The organism is Bradyrhizobium sp. CCBAU 51745 (genome assembly GCF_028128715.1).
GTDB classification, from domain to species: Bacteria; Pseudomonadota; Alphaproteobacteria; order Rhizobiales; family Xanthobacteraceae; genus Bradyrhizobium; species Bradyrhizobium manausense.
Genome location: NZ_LBJP01000066.1, coordinates 24835 through 41494, shown reverse-complemented (window position 1 = coordinate 41494; position 16660 = coordinate 24835). Strand labels below are relative to the sequence as shown.

General features: G+C 64.8%; 11 protein-coding genes. 9 read left to right on the top strand and 2 right to left on the bottom strand.

Going from position 1 to position 16660, the window contains the following annotated elements; translation table 11 throughout:
* Window positions 1-79 precede the first annotated feature (79 nt).
* Window positions 80-676, bottom strand: coding sequence for a TetR/AcrR family transcriptional regulator (locus XH98_RS16030; RefSeq protein WP_271619190.1), 597 nt, complete (start codon window positions 674-676; stop codon window positions 80-82).
* An 87-nt stretch (window positions 677-763) separates the two neighbouring features.
* On the opposite strand from XH98_RS16030, the gene XH98_RS16025 reads away from it, so the two are divergent.
* The 5 genes from XH98_RS16025 (at window position 764) to XH98_RS16005 (ending at window position 11125) form a co-directional block, all read left to right on the top strand.
* Window positions 764-2074, top strand: coding sequence for an MFS transporter (locus XH98_RS16025; RefSeq protein ID WP_271619189.1), 1311 nt, complete (start codon window positions 764-766; stop codon window positions 2072-2074).
* Window positions 2075-2275: 201 nt separating this feature from the next.
* Window positions 2276-3373, top strand: a complete 1098-nt coding sequence (locus XH98_RS16020) for a glycoside hydrolase family 3 N-terminal domain-containing protein (protein ID WP_271619188.1) — start codon at window positions 2276-2278, stop codon at window positions 3371-3373.
* Between the two features lie 209 nt (window positions 3374-3582).
* Complete coding sequence (locus XH98_RS16015; protein WP_271619187.1) at window positions 3583-4803, top strand: efflux RND transporter periplasmic adaptor subunit; 1221 nt, start codon at window positions 3583-3585, stop codon at window positions 4801-4803.
* A gap of 8 nt (window positions 4804-4811) precedes the next feature.
* Window positions 4812-7997, top strand: coding sequence for an efflux RND transporter permease subunit (locus XH98_RS16010; protein WP_271619186.1), 3186 nt, complete (start codon window positions 4812-4814; stop codon window positions 7995-7997).
* A complete protein-coding gene (locus XH98_RS16005) occupies window positions 7994-11125 on the top strand; it encodes an efflux RND transporter permease subunit (RefSeq protein ID WP_271619185.1) in 3132 nt (1043 codons plus the stop codon). Before XH98_RS16010 ends, XH98_RS16005 begins: the two co-directional genes overlap by 4 nt.
* Before the next feature lie 12 nt (window positions 11126-11137).
* On the opposite strand, the gene XH98_RS16000 is transcribed toward XH98_RS16005, so the two are convergent.
* Complete coding sequence (locus XH98_RS16000) at window positions 11138-12826, bottom strand: methyl-accepting chemotaxis protein (RefSeq protein ID WP_271603551.1); 1689 nt, start codon at window positions 12824-12826, stop codon at window positions 11138-11140.
* Window positions 12827-12954: 128 nt separating this feature from the next.
* Between XH98_RS16000 and XH98_RS15995 the strand changes: the two genes are divergently transcribed.
* From XH98_RS15995 to XH98_RS15980, 4 genes are all read left to right on the top strand, one after another.
* On the top strand, window positions 12955-13098 hold the full coding sequence (locus XH98_RS15995) for a hypothetical protein (RefSeq protein WP_157083556.1): 144 nt from the start codon (window positions 12955-12957) through the stop codon (window positions 13096-13098).
* On the top strand, window positions 13095-14762 hold the full coding sequence (locus XH98_RS15990) for a tetratricopeptide repeat-containing glycosyltransferase family protein (RefSeq protein WP_271619184.1): 1668 nt from the start codon (window positions 13095-13097) through the stop codon (window positions 14760-14762). Before XH98_RS15995 ends, XH98_RS15990 begins: the two co-directional genes overlap by 4 nt.
* Window positions 14763-14945: 183 nt before the next feature.
* Window positions 14946-15881: a sensor domain-containing diguanylate cyclase gene (locus tag XH98_RS15985; RefSeq protein WP_271619183.1), complete on the top strand. Its 936-nt coding sequence runs from the start codon at window positions 14946-14948 to the stop codon at window positions 15879-15881.
* 266 nt (window positions 15882-16147) lie between these two features.
* The gene (locus XH98_RS15980; RefSeq protein WP_271603547.1) at window positions 16148-16432 is read left to right on the top strand and encodes a GYD domain-containing protein; all 285 of its coding nucleotides are present in this window, start codon (window positions 16148-16150) and stop codon (window positions 16430-16432) included.
* The last annotated feature ends 228 nt before the right edge of the window (window positions 16433-16660 follow it).

Below are 16660 nucleotides of genomic sequence, written 5' to 3'. Positions count from 1 at the left end.
ATTTGCGCTACGTCGAGGCGACCGGCAGCAAATTCCGGGTGCGGCTATCCGCCGCCTGACGCAGCGTTCACGGGATTCCTCACCCCGCCTTCACGCTTGCATCGATCAGCAGCTTCGCGGCGGCGAGCGCCGACTGGGCGGGACCGTCTTCGGATTGCTGGCCGGTGACGTAGATGCCTTCGATCAGGAGCAGCAGCGCGTCGCCGAGCACGTTCGGCTGGCGCGCGCCCATTTGCGCGGCGAGTTCGCGCAGGCGCTTGCGGAACACCTTCTTGTGCGCTTCGGCGACCTGCCGGGCGGGATTGTCGCGAGCGGGATATTCCACCGCGGCATTGCTGAGGCCGCAGCCGCGATAGCCCTTGGCCACCGCGCGCTGCGCAAGCTGGCCGATATAGGCAAGCACATGGTCGCGCGCATTGCTGTAGCTCTTGCCGCCGGGGCGCTCGAAATTCTCCCAGAAGTTCAATTCGTAGTCGCGCAAATAGGCGGCGGCGAGATCGTCCTTGGAGGCGAAGCTGCGATAAAGGCTCGGTTTTGTCACTCCGGCGCGGTCCACCACCTCGTCGACGCCGACGGCGCGGATGCCCTCGCGGTAGAACAGCTCGCTGGCGGAGGCGCGGATGCGGTCGGCAGCCCGCAGCGGGGCGTTGGCGGGTTTCTCGGCTTTTTTCGTCATCTGACTCCCGTGCCTCCAAGACAGGCTTGACAATGTTACTGACCGGTACGTACAAATACCGCATCGCCATACGTACCGGTAAGTAACATGCCCCCATCCCCTATTCAACCTGCCTCCGTTCAATCCTCCGCGGTCTTGCGGCGGCCGTTCGGCCAGAACTACGCCTTCGTCGTCGTTGCCGTGATCTTCCTGGCGCTGCTGGCTTCGGCCGGCCTGCGTGCCGCGCCTGGTGTCCTCATGCTGCCGCTGCAGAAGGCCTTCGGCTGGGACGTCAGCGTGATCTCATCCTCGGCTGCTGTCGGCATTTTCCTCTATGGCCTCGCCGGTCCCTTCGCCGCGGCGGTGATGCAGCGCTTCGGCATCCGCCGTACCGTGCTCGGCGCGCTCATGCTGATGTCGGTCTCGACGGCCATGAGCTATTTCATGACCGCGCCGTGGCAATTGTTCATGAGCTGGGGCCTGCTCTCCGGCATTGGCTCGGGCGCGGTCGCCAACGTGCTTGGCGCCACCATCGTCAATCGCTGGTTCACGACCAATCGCGGCCTTGTCATGGGACTTTTGACGGCGAGCACCGCAACCGGCACGCTGATCTTCATGCCGGGCCTTGCGTCGCTGGTCGAATATGGCGGCTGGAAGCCGGTGGTGCTGACGGTCGCCGCCTGCTGCGCGGCGCTGATCCCGCTGGTGTATTTCCTGGTGCCGGAGCGCCCCTCTGCGATCGGCCTGCGCTCCTATGGCAGCACCCATGAGGATCAACCGGCCGCGCCTGCGCAGGGCAATCCGTTCGTCGCGGCGATCGGCAACCTCATCCGCGCCGCGAGGACGCCGACCTTCTGGTTCCTGTTCGCGACCTTCCTCATCTGCGGCTTCACCACCAACGGCCTGGTCGGCACCCATCTGATCGCGTTCTGCGGCGACCACGGCATCTTCGAGGTGCAGGCGGCGAGCCTGTTGGCGCTGATGGGCTTCTTCGACCTGTTCGGCACCACGCTGTCGGGCTGGCTCACCGACCGCTTCGATCCGCGCAAGCTCTTGTTCTTCTATTACGGCCTGCGCGGCCTGTCGCTGATCTACCTGCCCTACTCGGACTTCTCTTTCGTCAGCCTCTCCGTGTTCGCCGTGTTCTACGGCCTCGACTGGATCGCGACCGTGCCGCCAACGGTGCGCATCGCCAACGAGGCCTTCGGCGACAAGAACGCGCCGCTGATCTTCGGCTGGGTGGTCGCAGGCCATCAGCTGGGCGCAGCCTGCGCCGCGTTCTTCGCCGGCTTCATGCGCTCGTCGCAAGGCGACTACCTGCAAGCCTTCATGATCGCGGGTGCGACCGGCATCGTCGCCGCCGTGCTGTCCTTGATGATCGGCAGGCGGCCGGTGCAGCCGCAGCTGGCTGCGGCGTGAAAAATGGGGCGCCGGCAAGGCACTCACCTTGCCGGCGCCGGTTCCTCGTACGCTGGATTCGAAGATTGATTCCGTTAAGGAATTTGAAATAATGTGGTGACGAAGCGGGCGACTCGTCAGGCCCGCGCCGGAGCTTCAAGAGTTCGCGTTGCGTCCAGCTCCATCTCAATCAACCCTGACAATCTGTGGCGGCGCTAGCGGATGAGCGATTCCCTTCTTGCAACGGTCGGTGACCATTTCTTCCTTGGCCTGCGGCCGAGCAGCGTCCTCGATGACCGCGACCGCGCGCTGCTGCGGGATCTCAGGCCCGCCGGCGTCATTCTCTACAAGAGCAATTTCCGCCACGATCTGCCCTATCGGGACTGGCTCTCGGTCCACCGCGACCTGATCGCTGCGATCCGCGACGCCTCGCGGCGCGACAAGCAGTTCATCGCGATCGATCACGAGGGCGGGCGCGTCTGCCGCACGCCGGCGCCGATCACGCGCTTCTCCTATGCGGCGCGCTGGGCCGGCACCGCGGAGCAGGTCGGCGACGCCATGGGCGCCGAGCTCGCCTCGCTCGGCTGCAACCTGAATTTCGCGCCGGTGCTGGATATTCACAGCAACCCCGCCAACCCTGTGATCGGTGAGCGCGCCTTCGGCCGCACCGCCGATGACGTCATCAAGTCGATGCTGCCCTTCACCAGGGCGATGGAGCGCCGCGGCGTGCGCGCCTGCGGCAAGCATTTCCCCGGACATGGCGACACGCAGGTGGATTCGCATCACGAATTGCCGGTGCTCAATCTCGACCTCGAGCAGATCAAGGCGCGCGAGCTGAAGCCGTTCGCCGCCGCGATCGCCGGCGGCATCGGCATGATGATGACGTCGCACATCCTGTACCGGAAGCTCGATCGCAACGATCCCGTGACGCTGTCGCGCGCGATCACGCACGGGCTGCTCCGCGAGGCGATGAAGTTCGACGGCGTGATCGTGTCCGACGACGTCGGCATGCGCGCAATGGCGGGCCGGTTGGATGCGCCCGACTCCGGCGCGCGCTTCATGGCCGCCGGCAACGACATGCTGATGATCTGCTCGCATCTGACCGACACCGAGCGCGCGCGCTTCCTCGCCCAGTCGATCATCAACGGCGTCGATTCCGGCAAGCTCGATCCGGCGATGCTGAAGGCGTCAAGCCAGCGCGTCCATACGATGCTGGACAGCACCGCGCAAAACGCTGTGACGGAGCTGTCAGGCGAGGTGCTCGCCCGCCATCGTACCGCCGGCACCCAATTCGACGCGGCGACCGTCGAAGTCGTCTAGAGTCAGCGGCCCGCCCGTCACAGTCCATCAGCCAATCAAGCGTTCGATCAACGCCAGCACCGTTGATCTCGATATGCTACACGTGTTAGTGTTACTAACGGTAGCACATAGACCCTGGCGACGGCAACGTCAGGTTGCTTCGTGCCACGGAAGTGCCGTCCGGGGTCGTCGGACCCGGCGTCTGGTCAGCTCAGGTGATGGGTTCGAACGTGAAACGCGCAGCAAAACTCCTCATCGGCGCGCTGGTCGTGCTGCCGGCAGGCTATGGCGCCTATCATTTCAGAGATGACATCAAGAGCCTCAAGCTCCCGTTCATGCCGGCAGCGGAAGCCGAGCAAGGTCCCGCCGCGGCGCCTCCGCCGAGGCCGCCGGTCGCGGTGAAGGTCGCCGCCGCGAAGGCGGAGGACGTGCCGATCTACCTGACCGGTATCGGCACCATCCAGGCCTCCAACACCGTCAACGTGCAGAGCCGGGTCGACGGCGAGATCGTGCAAATCCTTTTCCAGGAAGGCCAGGACGTCAAGCAGGGCGACATTCTCGCCGTGATCGATCCGCGCCCGTTCCAGGCCCAGCTCGATCAGCAGATCGCGGTGCGGCAGAAGGACCAGGCGCTGCTCGACGGCGCCCAGATCGACATGGAGCGCTATGACGCGCTGATCAAGACCGCCGCGATCTCGCGGCAGGTCGTGGACCAGCAGCATGCGCTGGTCGAGCAGTACAAGGCGCAGGTCCGCAACGACGACGCCCAGATCGAATATGCGCGCACCCAGCTCGGCTTCACCAACATTCGCGCGCCGATCAGCGGCCGGCTCGGCATCCGCTTGGTCGACCAGGGCAATTATGTGCGCGCGGTGTCGCCGACGACCATCGTCACCGTGACGCAATTGCAGCCGATCTCGGTGATCTACACGCTCGCCGCAGTCGCGGTCGGTCAGACCCGGCTCAGCCTCGGCCAGACCGAGGCTCCGGTGGTCGCGCTCACCGCCGACAACTCGGTCGAGCTCGACAAGGGCACGATCACGCTGGTCGACAACCAGGTCGACCAGGCCAGCGGCACGATCAAGCTGAAGGCGAGCTTTCCCAACAAGGCGCTCAAGCTCTGGCCGGGCAATTTCGCCAACGGGCGGATCACGGTGGACACGCGCAAGAACGCGATCACCGCGCCCGCGATTGCCGTGCGGCACGGGCCGCGCGGCGACTTCGTCTGGGTCGCGAAGGCGGACGACACCGCCGCCTTCCGCCCCGTCACGGTCGGGCAGATCTTTGACGGGCGCGCGCTGATCGACAAGGGCCTCGCGAGGGGTGAGCGCGTCGTCACCGACGGTTATTACCGACTCGAGAACGGGTCCCGCATCACCATCGAGGGCCAGACGCCGACCGCCAAGGCGCAGCCCACCGCTCAGCCGCGTTCCGAGCCGCGGGTTGACTGAGGTCCGCCATGTCCGCGCCCTTCATCCTCCGGCCGATCGCAACGACGCTGATGATCGTCGCGGTCGTGCTGCTGGGCATGCTCGGCTATCGTGAGCTGCCGATCGCGCCGCTGCCGAATGTCGACTTTCCCACCATCCAGGTGGTGACGCGCTATCCCGGCGCTTCGGCAACCGTCGTCGCAACCTCGATCACCGCGCCGCTGGAGCATTATTTCGGCACGATCTCAGGGCTGACCGACATGAGCTCGACCAGCTCCTACGGCTACAGCCAGATCACGCTGCAGTTCGACCTCTCGCGCAAGATCGACGCGGCCGCGCAGGACGTGCAGGCGCGCATCAATGCGGCCGCGGGCTGGATTCCGGTCGAGCAGCTGCCGAGCCCGCCGACCTATCGCATGGTCAATCCGGCCGATACGCCGGTGCTGATCCTGGCGCTGACCTCGAAGACGATGGCGCTGCACGAGGCGAATGATCACGCCGCGACCATTCTGGTGCCGAAGCTGTCGCAGATTCCGGGCGTCGGCGCCGTCAGCATCGAGGGCGGGCAGACCCGCGCGGTGCGCCTGCAAATGAACCCGACCCGGCTGGCCGGGCTCGGCCTCTCGCTCGACGACGTCCGCCGCGGCATCGCCGCGACCACCGCAGACAATCCCAAGGGCTCGCTCGATGGTCCGAGGCAGGCGTTTCACGTCGACACCAACGACCAGCTCTTTACGGCGGAGGCTTATCAGGACGCGGTGATCGCCTATCGCAACGGCGCGCCGGTGCTGCTGCGCGATGTCGGCACCGCCATCGACAGTGTCGAGGATTCCGAGCAGGCGGCCTGGTTCCAGGGCGAGCGCGCCGTGCTGCTGGACATCCAGCGCCAGCCCGGCGCCAACACGATCGAGGTCGTGGACGCGATCAAGAGCGTCTTGCCGAAGCTGCAGGATTCCTTGCCCGCAGCGCTGAAGATCTCCGTCGTCAGCGACCGCACCACGACGATCCGCGCCGCAATCCACGACGTGCAGTTCACGCTGGTGCTGACCGTCGCACTGGTGGTGCTTGTCATCTTCATCTTTCTGCGCAAGCTGTGGGCGACGGTGATCCCGAGCGTCACGCTGCCGGTGTCGCTGATCGCGACCTTCGGCGTCATGGCGCTGTGCGGCTTCAGCCTCGACAATCTTTCGCTGATGGCGCTGACGATTGCGTCAGGCTTCGTTGTCGACGACGCCATCGTGATGATCGAGAACATCGCGCGCTATGTCGAGGACGGGGAGGAGCCGCTGCAAGCAGCCTTGAAGGGCGCGCGGCAGATCGGCTTCACCATCGTCTCGCTGACGATCTCGCTGATCGCCGTGTTCATCCCTCTGTTGCTGATGGGCGGCGTGGTCGGCCGGCTGTTCCGGGAATTCGCCATCACGCTGTCCATTGCCGTCGTCATCTCAGGCCTCGTCTCGCTGACCCTGACCCCGATGATGTGCGCACAGCTGTTGCGACGCGAGGACCCCGATGCACGTCACGGCTTGCTGTACCGGATCAGCGAGCGCGGCTTCGACGCCTCCGCTGGCTTTTATCTCTGGGGGCTCGATTGGGTGCTGCGGCACCGTGGCCTCACGCTGGTCTTCACCGTGCTCACGCTGGTCGCGACAGGAATGCTGTACGTCGCGATCCCCAAGGGCTTCTTGCCCCTGCAGGACACGGGTCTTCTGATCGGCACCACCGATGCGGCGCAGGACATCTCCTTTGCGGCGATGGCCGAGCGGCAGCAACAGCTCGCCGCCGTGATCGCGCGCGATGGCGACGTCGTCACCGTCGGCAGCTTCGTCGGCATCGGCTCGGTCAACACGACCTTGAACAGCGGCCGGCTCTATATCGATATCGGCAGCCCCGACGCGCGGAAATCGTCCGCGGCAGCCGTGATGGCGCGGCTGCAACATGCTGTCGAGGGCGTTCACGGCATCACGCTGCATTTGCAGCCGGCGCAGGACCTTCAGATCGAGTCGCGCGTCGCACGCACGCAATACCAATATGCGCTGCAGGATCTCGACGAGGACGAGCTCCGGCTCTGGAGCCGCCGCCTGGTCGACGGCTTACGCAAGCGCCCTGAGCTCGCCGACGTCGCCGACGATCGCCAGGACGAAGGCCTGCAGATGTCCGTCACCATCGACCGCCAGCTCGCGGCAAGCTACGGCGTCAGCCTCAACACGATCGACCAGACGCTGTATGACGCCTTCGGCCAGCGCCAGATCGCAACGGTATTCGGACCGCTGACGCAGTACCACGTGATCATCGAGGTCGATCCGGCGCTGCGCAACGATCCTGATATCCTCGGCAAGATCTATCTGACTGCGGCCGCGGCCCAAGCCAGCACCATCGATCAGCAGACCGGCGGCTTCAGCGGCGCCTTCAGCAAGGCCTCCGCGCCGGTGCCGCTGTCGGCTTTCGCGCGGATCGAGCGGCAGCACGCCCCGCTATTGATCTCGCACCAGGGCCTGTTTCCCGCCACGACGATTTCCTTCAACCTGGCCGACGGCGTGTCGCTGAGCCAGGCGACGGAGGCGCTGCGCAAGACCGAGCGCGACATCGGACTGCCGGATGCGGTCACCACCAAGCTGATCGGCACCGCCGCCGAGTTCGCCAACTCGCTCAGCGACGAGAAGTGGCTGCTGCTGGCCGCGATCGTGACGGTCTACCTGATCCTCGGCATGCTCTATGAGAGCTACATCCATCCGATCACGATCCTGTCGACATTGCCGTCGGCCGGCATCGGCGCATTGCTGGCGCTGATGCTGTACCGGCAGGATCTCAATCTGATCTCGCTGATCGGCATCATCCTCCTGATCGGCATCGTCAAGAAGAACGCCATCATGATGGTGGACTTCGCGCTCGCGGCCGAGCGCGAAGAGGGCGCGTCCTCGTTCGACGCGATCAGGCAGGCCTGCATCCTCCGTTTCCGTCCGATCATGATGACGACAATGGCGGCGCTGTTCGGCGCGCTGCCGCTGGCGATCGGCGCGGGCACCGGATCCGAGTTGCGCCAGCCGCTCGGCATTTCCATCGTGGGCGGACTGATCGTCTCCCAGATCCTCACGCTCTATACGACGCCCGTTGTCTATCTGGCATTTGCCTCGCTGCGGACCCGGTTCGGATGGCGTTCCGCACCCGCCGACAATCCGGCGGCGCTGCCGCAGGCGGAGCGGCCGGTGCCGTGAGCATCACCGCACAATTCGTGCTGCGGCCGGTGGCGACGACGCTGCTGATGATCGGCGTGTTCCTGCTCGGCTGCGTCGCCTATTTCCGCCTGCCGATCGCCTCCGTGCCGGCGGTGGAGCGGCCTACGATCGGGATCTACGCACCGTTCCCCGGCGCCAGCCCGGCAACGGTTGCGAATGCGCTGTCGCAGCCGCTCGAGACCACGCTCGCGCTGATCCCCGGCGTCACCGAAATCACCTCGTTCAGCGCCATGGGCGGCACCAGCATCACGGTGCAGTTCGAGCTCTCGGTCGACCTCGACGCCGCCGCCGGCGCGGTCCAGGCCGCTATCAACGCGGCGGGTCCCAACCTGCCGAAGGGACCGTGGCCGCCGACCTATTGGAAGGCGAACCCGGCGGGCGCTGCAGTCGTGGCGCTCGCCTTGACCAGCGACGTGTTCACGCCGGGCGAAGTGTACAGTCTCGCCGACGGCGTGATCTCGCCAAAACTGTCGCAGCTTCCGGGCGTCGCGCGCATCGTCGTCAGCGGCGCCGAGCGAAGCGCGGTGCGCGTCCAGGCGTCACCGGCCCGGCTCGCCGCGATGAACCTGTCGCTGGAAGCGGCGCGCATCGCGGTCCTCAATGCATCGCAGAACCTGCCGAAGGGCGCCGTGTCGGTCGACGGTCAGCGCCTCACCATCGAGGCCAACGATCAGTTGCTCCAGGCGTCCGACTATCGCGACATCGTGCTGGCCTGGCGCAACGGCGCCCCTGTCAAACTCGGCGACGTCGCATCGGTCACCGACAGCGTCATCAACAATCGCCTTGCCGGATGGTACGGCACCGAGCGCGGCATCGTCCTGTTCGTCTACAAGCAATCGGACGCCAACATCGTCGAGACCGTCGATGCCATCAAGGCCGAGCTGCCGGAAATCCAGCGCTGGCTGCCGCCCGGCATCAAGCTGCACACGGTCTACGACCGCACCACGCTGATCCGGGCCGCCGTGAACGACGTCAAGCTCACGCTGGTGATCGCATCAGTGCTGGTCGTGCTGGTCATCGCGCTGTTCCTGCGGCGGTTCTGGGCGACCGTGATCCCGAGCGTCACCATTCCGGTCTCGCTGGCCGCGACCCTGTTCGTGATGAGCCTGTGCGGCTTCAGCCTCGACAATCTGTCGCTGATGGCGCTGACCATCGCCGCCGGCTTCGTCGTGGACGACGCCATCGTCATGATCGAGAACATCATCCGCCGCATGTCCGAGGGCGAGCCGGCGCTGCAGGCCGCCATCAACGGCGCGCGCCAGATGGCGTTCACGGTCGTTGCCATTACCGTCGCGTTGATCGCGGCGCTGATCCCGATCCTGTTCATGCCCGACGTGGTCGGGCGCTATTTCCGCGAGTTCGGCGTGACGCTGGTTGTCGCCATCGTGTCCTCCGCGGTGATCTCGCTGACGCTGACGCCGATGATGTGCGGTCATCTGCTCGATCGCGGCCGGCGGCGGCTGCACAATCCCGACGCGCTCCCCGAGCGACGCACCTTCTATGCGCGCAGCCTCGACTGGACGCTGCGTCATCGTTTTCTCACCGCCCTTGTGATCACAGCCCTGACCGGGGCCAGCGTCTGGCTCTATCTGCAACTGCCGAAAGGTTTCATGCCGACCCAGGACACCGGCGTGATGTTCGTGCGGACGGTGGCTCCTTCCAACATCTCGTTCCTGTCCATGGAGGACCGGCAGCGCGCCGTCGGCGAGGCGATCCTGCAGGATCCCGCGATATCGGGCCTGACGTCCTTCATCGGCGAGGGCAATGGCAATGCGCTCAGCGTCGGGCAGATGCTGGTTGCGCTCAAGCCGCCTGACGTGCGCAAGCTGTCGATCCAGCAGGTGATCGCGCGCTTGCGCGAGCGCATGGACCGGATCGACGGCGTCCGCGTCTTCTTCGTGCCGCTGCAGGATCTCAATCTCGGCGTTCAGTCCAGCGGCTCGCGTTATCAATATACGCTCTGGGGCATCGACGAGGACGAGGTGATACGCGCCGCGGAGAACATGGTCCGCCGCGTCCGCGGCATTCCTCAAATCATCGACGTCATCCCGAGTTGGGAAACCGGCGGCTTGCAGGCCGGGCTGACCATCGACCGCGTTCGCGCCGCGATGCTCGGCGTCACGCCTGTTGCGATCGACAACACGCTCAATGACGCCTTCGGCCAGAGACAGGTCAATCTGTTGTTCTTGCCGACCAATTATTCGCGCGTGATCTTCGAGGTCGAGCCGCGGGCAGCAACCGGCCCCGAGTCCATCAGCCAGATCTACGTGCCGAGCGCCAGCGGCAAAGCGGTGCCGCTGACGGCCCTGACCCGGCCGCAGCGCGCGCATGCGGCGATGTGGGTCCGGCACAGCGCCCAGTTTCCGGCCGCGACGATTTCGTTCGACATCAAGCCCGGCACCTCGATCGGCGACGCGATCACCTCGATCCGCAAGGAAGAGCTTGCTGCAAAACTGCCTGACGACATCAAGGCCGAATTCCGCGGCGAGGCCAAGGAAGCGGACAAATCGATCGTCAAGCAGGCGGCGTTGTTCGCGGCAGCGCTGATCACGATCTACCTCGCGCTCGGCATGCTCTACGAAAGCTATGTCCATCCGCTGACGATTCTCTCGACCTTGCCGCCGACCGCCTTCGGCGCACTGGTCGCGCTGTGGGCGACCAAAACGCAGTTCACGCTGGTGACCACCATCGCCTGCATCCTTTTGGTCGGCATGGTGATGAAGAACGCGATCATGATGGTCGACTATGCGCTCGATGCGGAGCGAAATCGCGGCCTCGCTGCGCGCGACGCCATCCTGCTCGCGGCACGGCTGCGGGCGCGCCCCATCACCATGACGATGCTGGCGGCTTTCTTAAGCGCCGTCCCGATCGCGCTCGGCACCGGCCCCGGCTTCGAGATCCGCCAGCCGCTCGGCATCACCATCATGGGCGGCCTGGTCGTCGCCCAGCTGTTCACGCTGTACTCGACGCCGGCGATGTACCTGATCCTGGACGGGCTCCGGCGAAAGAAGATGCGCGCGGGTCAGGACCTCGGAATGGACGGCCAAATTTTCGATGCCGCGCGTCCAGTTGACCAGGTCGGAACCGCGGCGAGCCCTCAGACCTGACGCCTCAGCTTTTCAGCTCGCTCGAACCTGGCGCAGGAATCCGTCAACCGCCATGCGCAGCGTTCCGGCCTGCTGGTCGAGTTCGCGCGCGCCGCGCAACACTTCGGACGCAGCGGAGCCGGTAGCCGTGGCCGCTTTGCTCACCCCGCCGATATGGCTCGTGATCTCGCTCGAGCCCTGCGCGGCGGATTGAATGTTGCGAGCGATCTCCTGCGTCGCCGCGCCTTGTTCTTCCACCGCAGATGAGATCGCGATCGCAATCTCGCTCATCTTGCCAATGGTCCCTGCAATACCATTGATCGCCACGACCGCTTCGCCGGTTGTCGCCTGCATGCTCGACACTTGGGTCGAGATTTCCTCCGTCGCCTTGGCGGTCTGAGTGGCCAGCGCCTTGACCTCGGATGCGACCACTGCGAAGCCCCGGCCGGCATCGCCGGCGCGCGCAGCCTCGATGGTGGCGTTGAGTGCCAGCAAATTGGTCTGCTCGGCAATGTTTTGGATCAGTTGGACGACCGCTCCGATTTTCTCGGCGCCACCCGACAATTGCTGCACCGTCGAATTGGTCTGCTCAGCCTCGCTGACAGCACGGCGCGCGATCTCGCTCGATTGCAGCATTTGGCGTGAGATCTCGGCGACGGAGGCCGAAAGCTCCTCGGCCGCCGCAGCAACGGCTTGTACGTTGCCGAGGGCTTTTTCCGAAGCCTGACCTACGGTAGCCGCGCGCTGGCTGGCGTCGCCGGCAGTTGCCGTCATGGATTCTGCGGCGGTCTGCATTTCACCCGCGGAGAGGCCGACGGCGCGCACCACGCCGTCGACACTGCGTTCGAACCCGTCGGCAAGCGCCGCCATGGCCGCACGGCGATCGGCGATGGCTTGCTGCTGCGCTTCAGCCTCCTTCTGCTCAAGCCCTCGGATACGGATGGCGTTGTCCTTGAACACCTGAACGGTCTCGGCCATCGAGCCGATCTCGTCACGCCGCCCCCCGTTGGAAACCGTGACCTGAAGATCGCCGCTCGCGAGTTTGCGCATGCTGTCTCGCAGCAGCCCGAGTGGAACGGTAATCCCGCGTGCGGTGAGCCAGGCGGCGAGCCCGGTGACGCAGGCAATCACGAGCATCGAGAAGCCCAACGATCGGATGATCGGCCAAAGCTTGGCCTCCAAATCGTCGAGGTAAGCGCCTGTGCCGACGAACACGCTCCATGCCGGAATGCCGGCCGCATACGTCAACTTGCGCGACAGCCGGGTCTCGCCCGTCTTTGTGTGCTCATAGCTCAAGGTGACTTCGCCCTTGGAGGCCACGCCGTCGCGCAACTCGCGAATCAGCTTGCGGCCGCCAGTCACGGCATCCAGCCGATCGGTGCCGATCAGCTTCAAGTCAGGATGCGCCAGCAGCACGCCGTCCATCGTGTACACGAAGAGGTAACCTTCGCCTTTGTCGTAGGTCATGCTTGCCGTGCGCTTGGCAAATTCCTGGATCGCCTGCTCCTTGGTCATCCGACCGGCATCGACCTGCTTCTGGAGCTCCAGCGCGACATTCTTGGCGATATCCACGATCGTGCGCGCTTGCTCAGTCCGGTCGGCCAGGAGCTGGTCGCTCATCAGGCGAGCGGCTTGGAGACCCGCAACCCCCAAGCCCAGCAATGCGAGGACGATAAGCCCGCCCAATTTTGCCGCGATCGGGAGATTGTTGATCAGTTTCATCATTGCGCTCCGGTGCCAGGTTTGTGGCGCGAGAACCAATATGGAGCACTCATTACATCTACGTTAAGGATACGACTTCCACCTTCGAGAGCGATTAAGAATTGGGCCGTCCTCGTGGATAAATCCGCATGAGCGCCGCGTCGCTGTTGTCGCTTTTGTCGGCGGTGCGGGAGACGATGGCCGCAATCGACCGTCCGGAGCGGCCGCAAGCCTCGCGCAATCTCGTGCTGCTGAGGTGGCCATTCGCCATTCATGGGACCGAGCAGCAATGAGCACAGCCGCCGCCTTCTGCGAAGCGGGCCTTGCGCATTTTCAGGCAGGACGGCATCTCGACGCGCGTGCCTGCTACCAGCAGGCCCTCGGAATCGATGCCGAGCATACCGACGCCCAGCATCTCATGGGGCTGCTGCATCTTCAGGCCCGGCAATACAACGACGCCCTGGAATGGATCGTCCGCGCTATCCGGCGCGCCCCCAAGGCGGAATATCTCGCGAGCTTCGCAACCGTGCTGCAGCTGCATGGACGTTGCGACGAAGCACTGGGCGTGCTCGACAAGGCTATCCAGCTTCGGCGTGAAGATGCTGGCCTATGGTGCCAAAGCGGAATTCTGCTCCACAAGCTCGGGCGGAACGATGAGGCTCTTGCGCGTCTTGACGAGAGCGTCAGGCTGTTGCCGGACCATGCCCCGACGCTGCGGACGCGCGCATGGGTTCTCTACGGCCTGAAGCGGTACGAGGAGTCCGCGACCGAAGGCGCGCGGGCGCACCGGCTCGACCCCGGTGATGCCGAGATCTGCAACAATCTCGGCCTTGCGCTCAGGCGGCTTCGCCGCAACGAAGAGGCGCTTGTCTGGTTCGAAAAGGCCATCACGCTGGCACCGCGCTTTGCCGATGCCTTCGACAACAGACTGGTCGCGCTGTTTCACCTTCATCGCTTCGACGAGCTGTTCGCGCTGTCCGACCGCATGATTTCGCTGGGCTTAAGCAATGAGGTGACCGCGTGGAATGTGTCGCTGGCCCAGCTCCTGACCGGCAATTTCGAAGCCGGCTGGCTCGGGCACCAGACGCGGTCGAAGCTGCCTTCGTCAAAATATCCTCCCTTTCCGCAACCGATGTGGCTTGGTGACGAGAACGTTGAAGGCAAGACGATCCTGATCGCTGCGGACGAGGGATTGGGCGACACCATTCACTTCGCCCGCTACGTCCCGATGCTGGCCGCGCGCGGTGCGCGCGTTCTCCTTGCCGTTCAGGATCCGCTGCATCGGCTGATGTCTGACTTGAGCGGTGCATCTGTCTGCGTGCCGATGTCGGCGATGGGCACGCTGCCTGATTTCGATCTGCACTGCCCGATCTCCAGCCTTCCGCTCGCCTTCCACACCCGTCTCGACACGATCCCGTCCGGACAGTATCTGCCCACTCCGCCGGACAGCCGCGTTCAGGCCTGGGACAGCAGGCTTGGTCCTCGCACCAGGCTCCGGGTCGGCCTGGTCTGGTCCGGTGATCCTTCGCACGTGAACGACGAGACGCGCTCGATTCCGTTGCGAACGCTGTCGCGCATCCTCGACGTCGATGTCAGCTTTGTCAGCCTGCAAAAGGCGCCGCGGCCGCACGATGCGGCGGTGTTGCGCGAGAGAAGCGACATTCTCGACCTGACCGCAGAACTCACCGACTTCACCGAGACTGCCGCCTTGATCAGCTGTCTCGATCTCGTCATCACCGTCGACACCAGCGTCGCCCATCTCGCCGGCGCCCTTGGTCGACCGACCTGGATCCTGCTGCCATGGACGCCCGACTACCGCTGGCTGCTCGATCGCACCGACAGCCCCTGGTATCCGAGCGTGCGGCTGTTTCGCCAGACCGAGACGCGTGACTATGAGACCGTGCTTGATCGCCTCAGGGACGAATTGCGGGTCCTCGCCGCCGCATTCGGAGCTTGAGCCCCCCGAGAGGCGGCGAACATCGCCGGCCGGCACATGTTTGTGGCTCCCTTTGCCAGCTCCCTTGGCCTGCTCCCTTGACCTGCTCCCATCGACATACAGAATTCGTTAACGCAGACGCCCTAGCCTTTGAGCGCTTCCTTAAGTCTTTGGGCAAAATCGCGATACGCTGCCGGACCGTCGATGACAGAAGACCATGCGACCTTGCCGGACGAGGTTCGCGTACGACTCTATGATCAGGCCCTGAATGCTGCGCGCATCGGCGCGTGGGAATGCGTGCTCGAGACCGAGCGCCTGAGCTGGACCCAGGGCGTCTACGACATCTTCGGCTTTCCCGAGAGCAACCCGCTGCGGCGCGCTGACATCGTTGACCTCTACATCGACGAATCCAGGCGCCACATGGAGCTCGCGCGAGCCGAAGTGATCCGGAGCGGCTCGCCTGTGACGCTCGATGCCCAGATCCGAACCTGGCGCGGCGAACGGCGCTGGATGCGCCTCTCGATCAACGCGGTGCACGAGGGCGGCCGGCCGGTGCGGATCTTCGGCTGCAAGCAGGACGTCACCTCCGACCGGCAGGCTCTCGAGAGCATGCGGCAGCAAGCCGAAACCGATCCGCTGACCGGTCTCGCCAATCGTTCCGTTTTTCAGGCCCGCTATCGCGAGGTGGTCAACGACAGCCTGAATCACGGATTCGCCTCGGCGCTGGTGCTGATCGACCTCGATGGCTTCAAGAAGCTCAACGATACATTCGGCCATCTGGCCGGAGACGCATGCCTGTGCGAGGTCGCGCAGCGTTTGCGGCGGGCCTTCCACAATGCCGGCCTGGTCGGCCGGCTCGGTGGCGATGAATTCGCGATCATCCTGCGCGCCCCGAAGGACCCTGCGCGGATCGCACGTGTGTTGCAAAAGACCCTAATGATGCTGAGCCGCCCGCTGTTCTGGAACGGTCTTCGCCTCGAAGTCGGCGCCTCGATCGGAGCTGCCCTGATCGGCCGCCCGCACCGCCGGCCGATCGCCGAACTGTTCGCCGAAGCTGACATCGCGCTCTATGACGCCAAGGCCGCCGGCCGTAACCGGGTCCACCTGATCGGGGACGAGAAGCAGGGCCTGGCGGCTTAGCGCAGATTGAAATGGCGCGCCACGGCCGATGAAGATGGGCACTGCGTGCTCGCTGTTGCGCTATGATGTTGTGGCCCGGGACACGGTCCGGTCGCCAATGGCAGGGCTAGTCTTCGAATTTGCACCAGGGGTCATCGGGCAATCTCCTCCCAGGCCCGGCTCCCATGCCGCCTTCGCCACGGAACGGCATGTACGCAGGGCGCGGGAAGGCGTATAGTTGTCGGGTTCCTTCGCGCGCGATGATCAACATGACGTGGAGGTGGCCAATGAAATATGTACTGCTTGGCAATCTGAGCCCGGAGTGGGCGAGCAGGCAATCGGAACGGATCGGCAAGGCCAAGGCAAGGCTCGACAATCTGGGTATCAAGATCGAGTCGATCCACTACACGCAGGGCTACTACGATTTCGTCGACGTCGTTGATGCCCCGAATGCGGAAGCGGTGCTCGCGTTCTCCGTCTGGTACTCGACCCAAGGTCTAGGGCGGATCCAAAGTATGCCGGCCTTCGACGCAAAGAGCTTCGAAACCGCGATCAAGAACGCAGCGGGCTGAGCGCTTGCTGGCTCACGGAGGCGACGGCCGGGCAGCCGAAACGGCCCGGCCGTTCAAGCTACTTTGAATTGAGATTCCTCGTCATTTTGCAGGGCACACAACGGCACGATCGTCGTCGGCACCGGTTCCGCCCCAAAGCGCGCCCCACAACTCCGCGCGCCATGACGGCTGCGGAATGCTAATATCGCGGAAGCCGCAAGACCGAAGATTTCGCCGAGGCGATTGAAA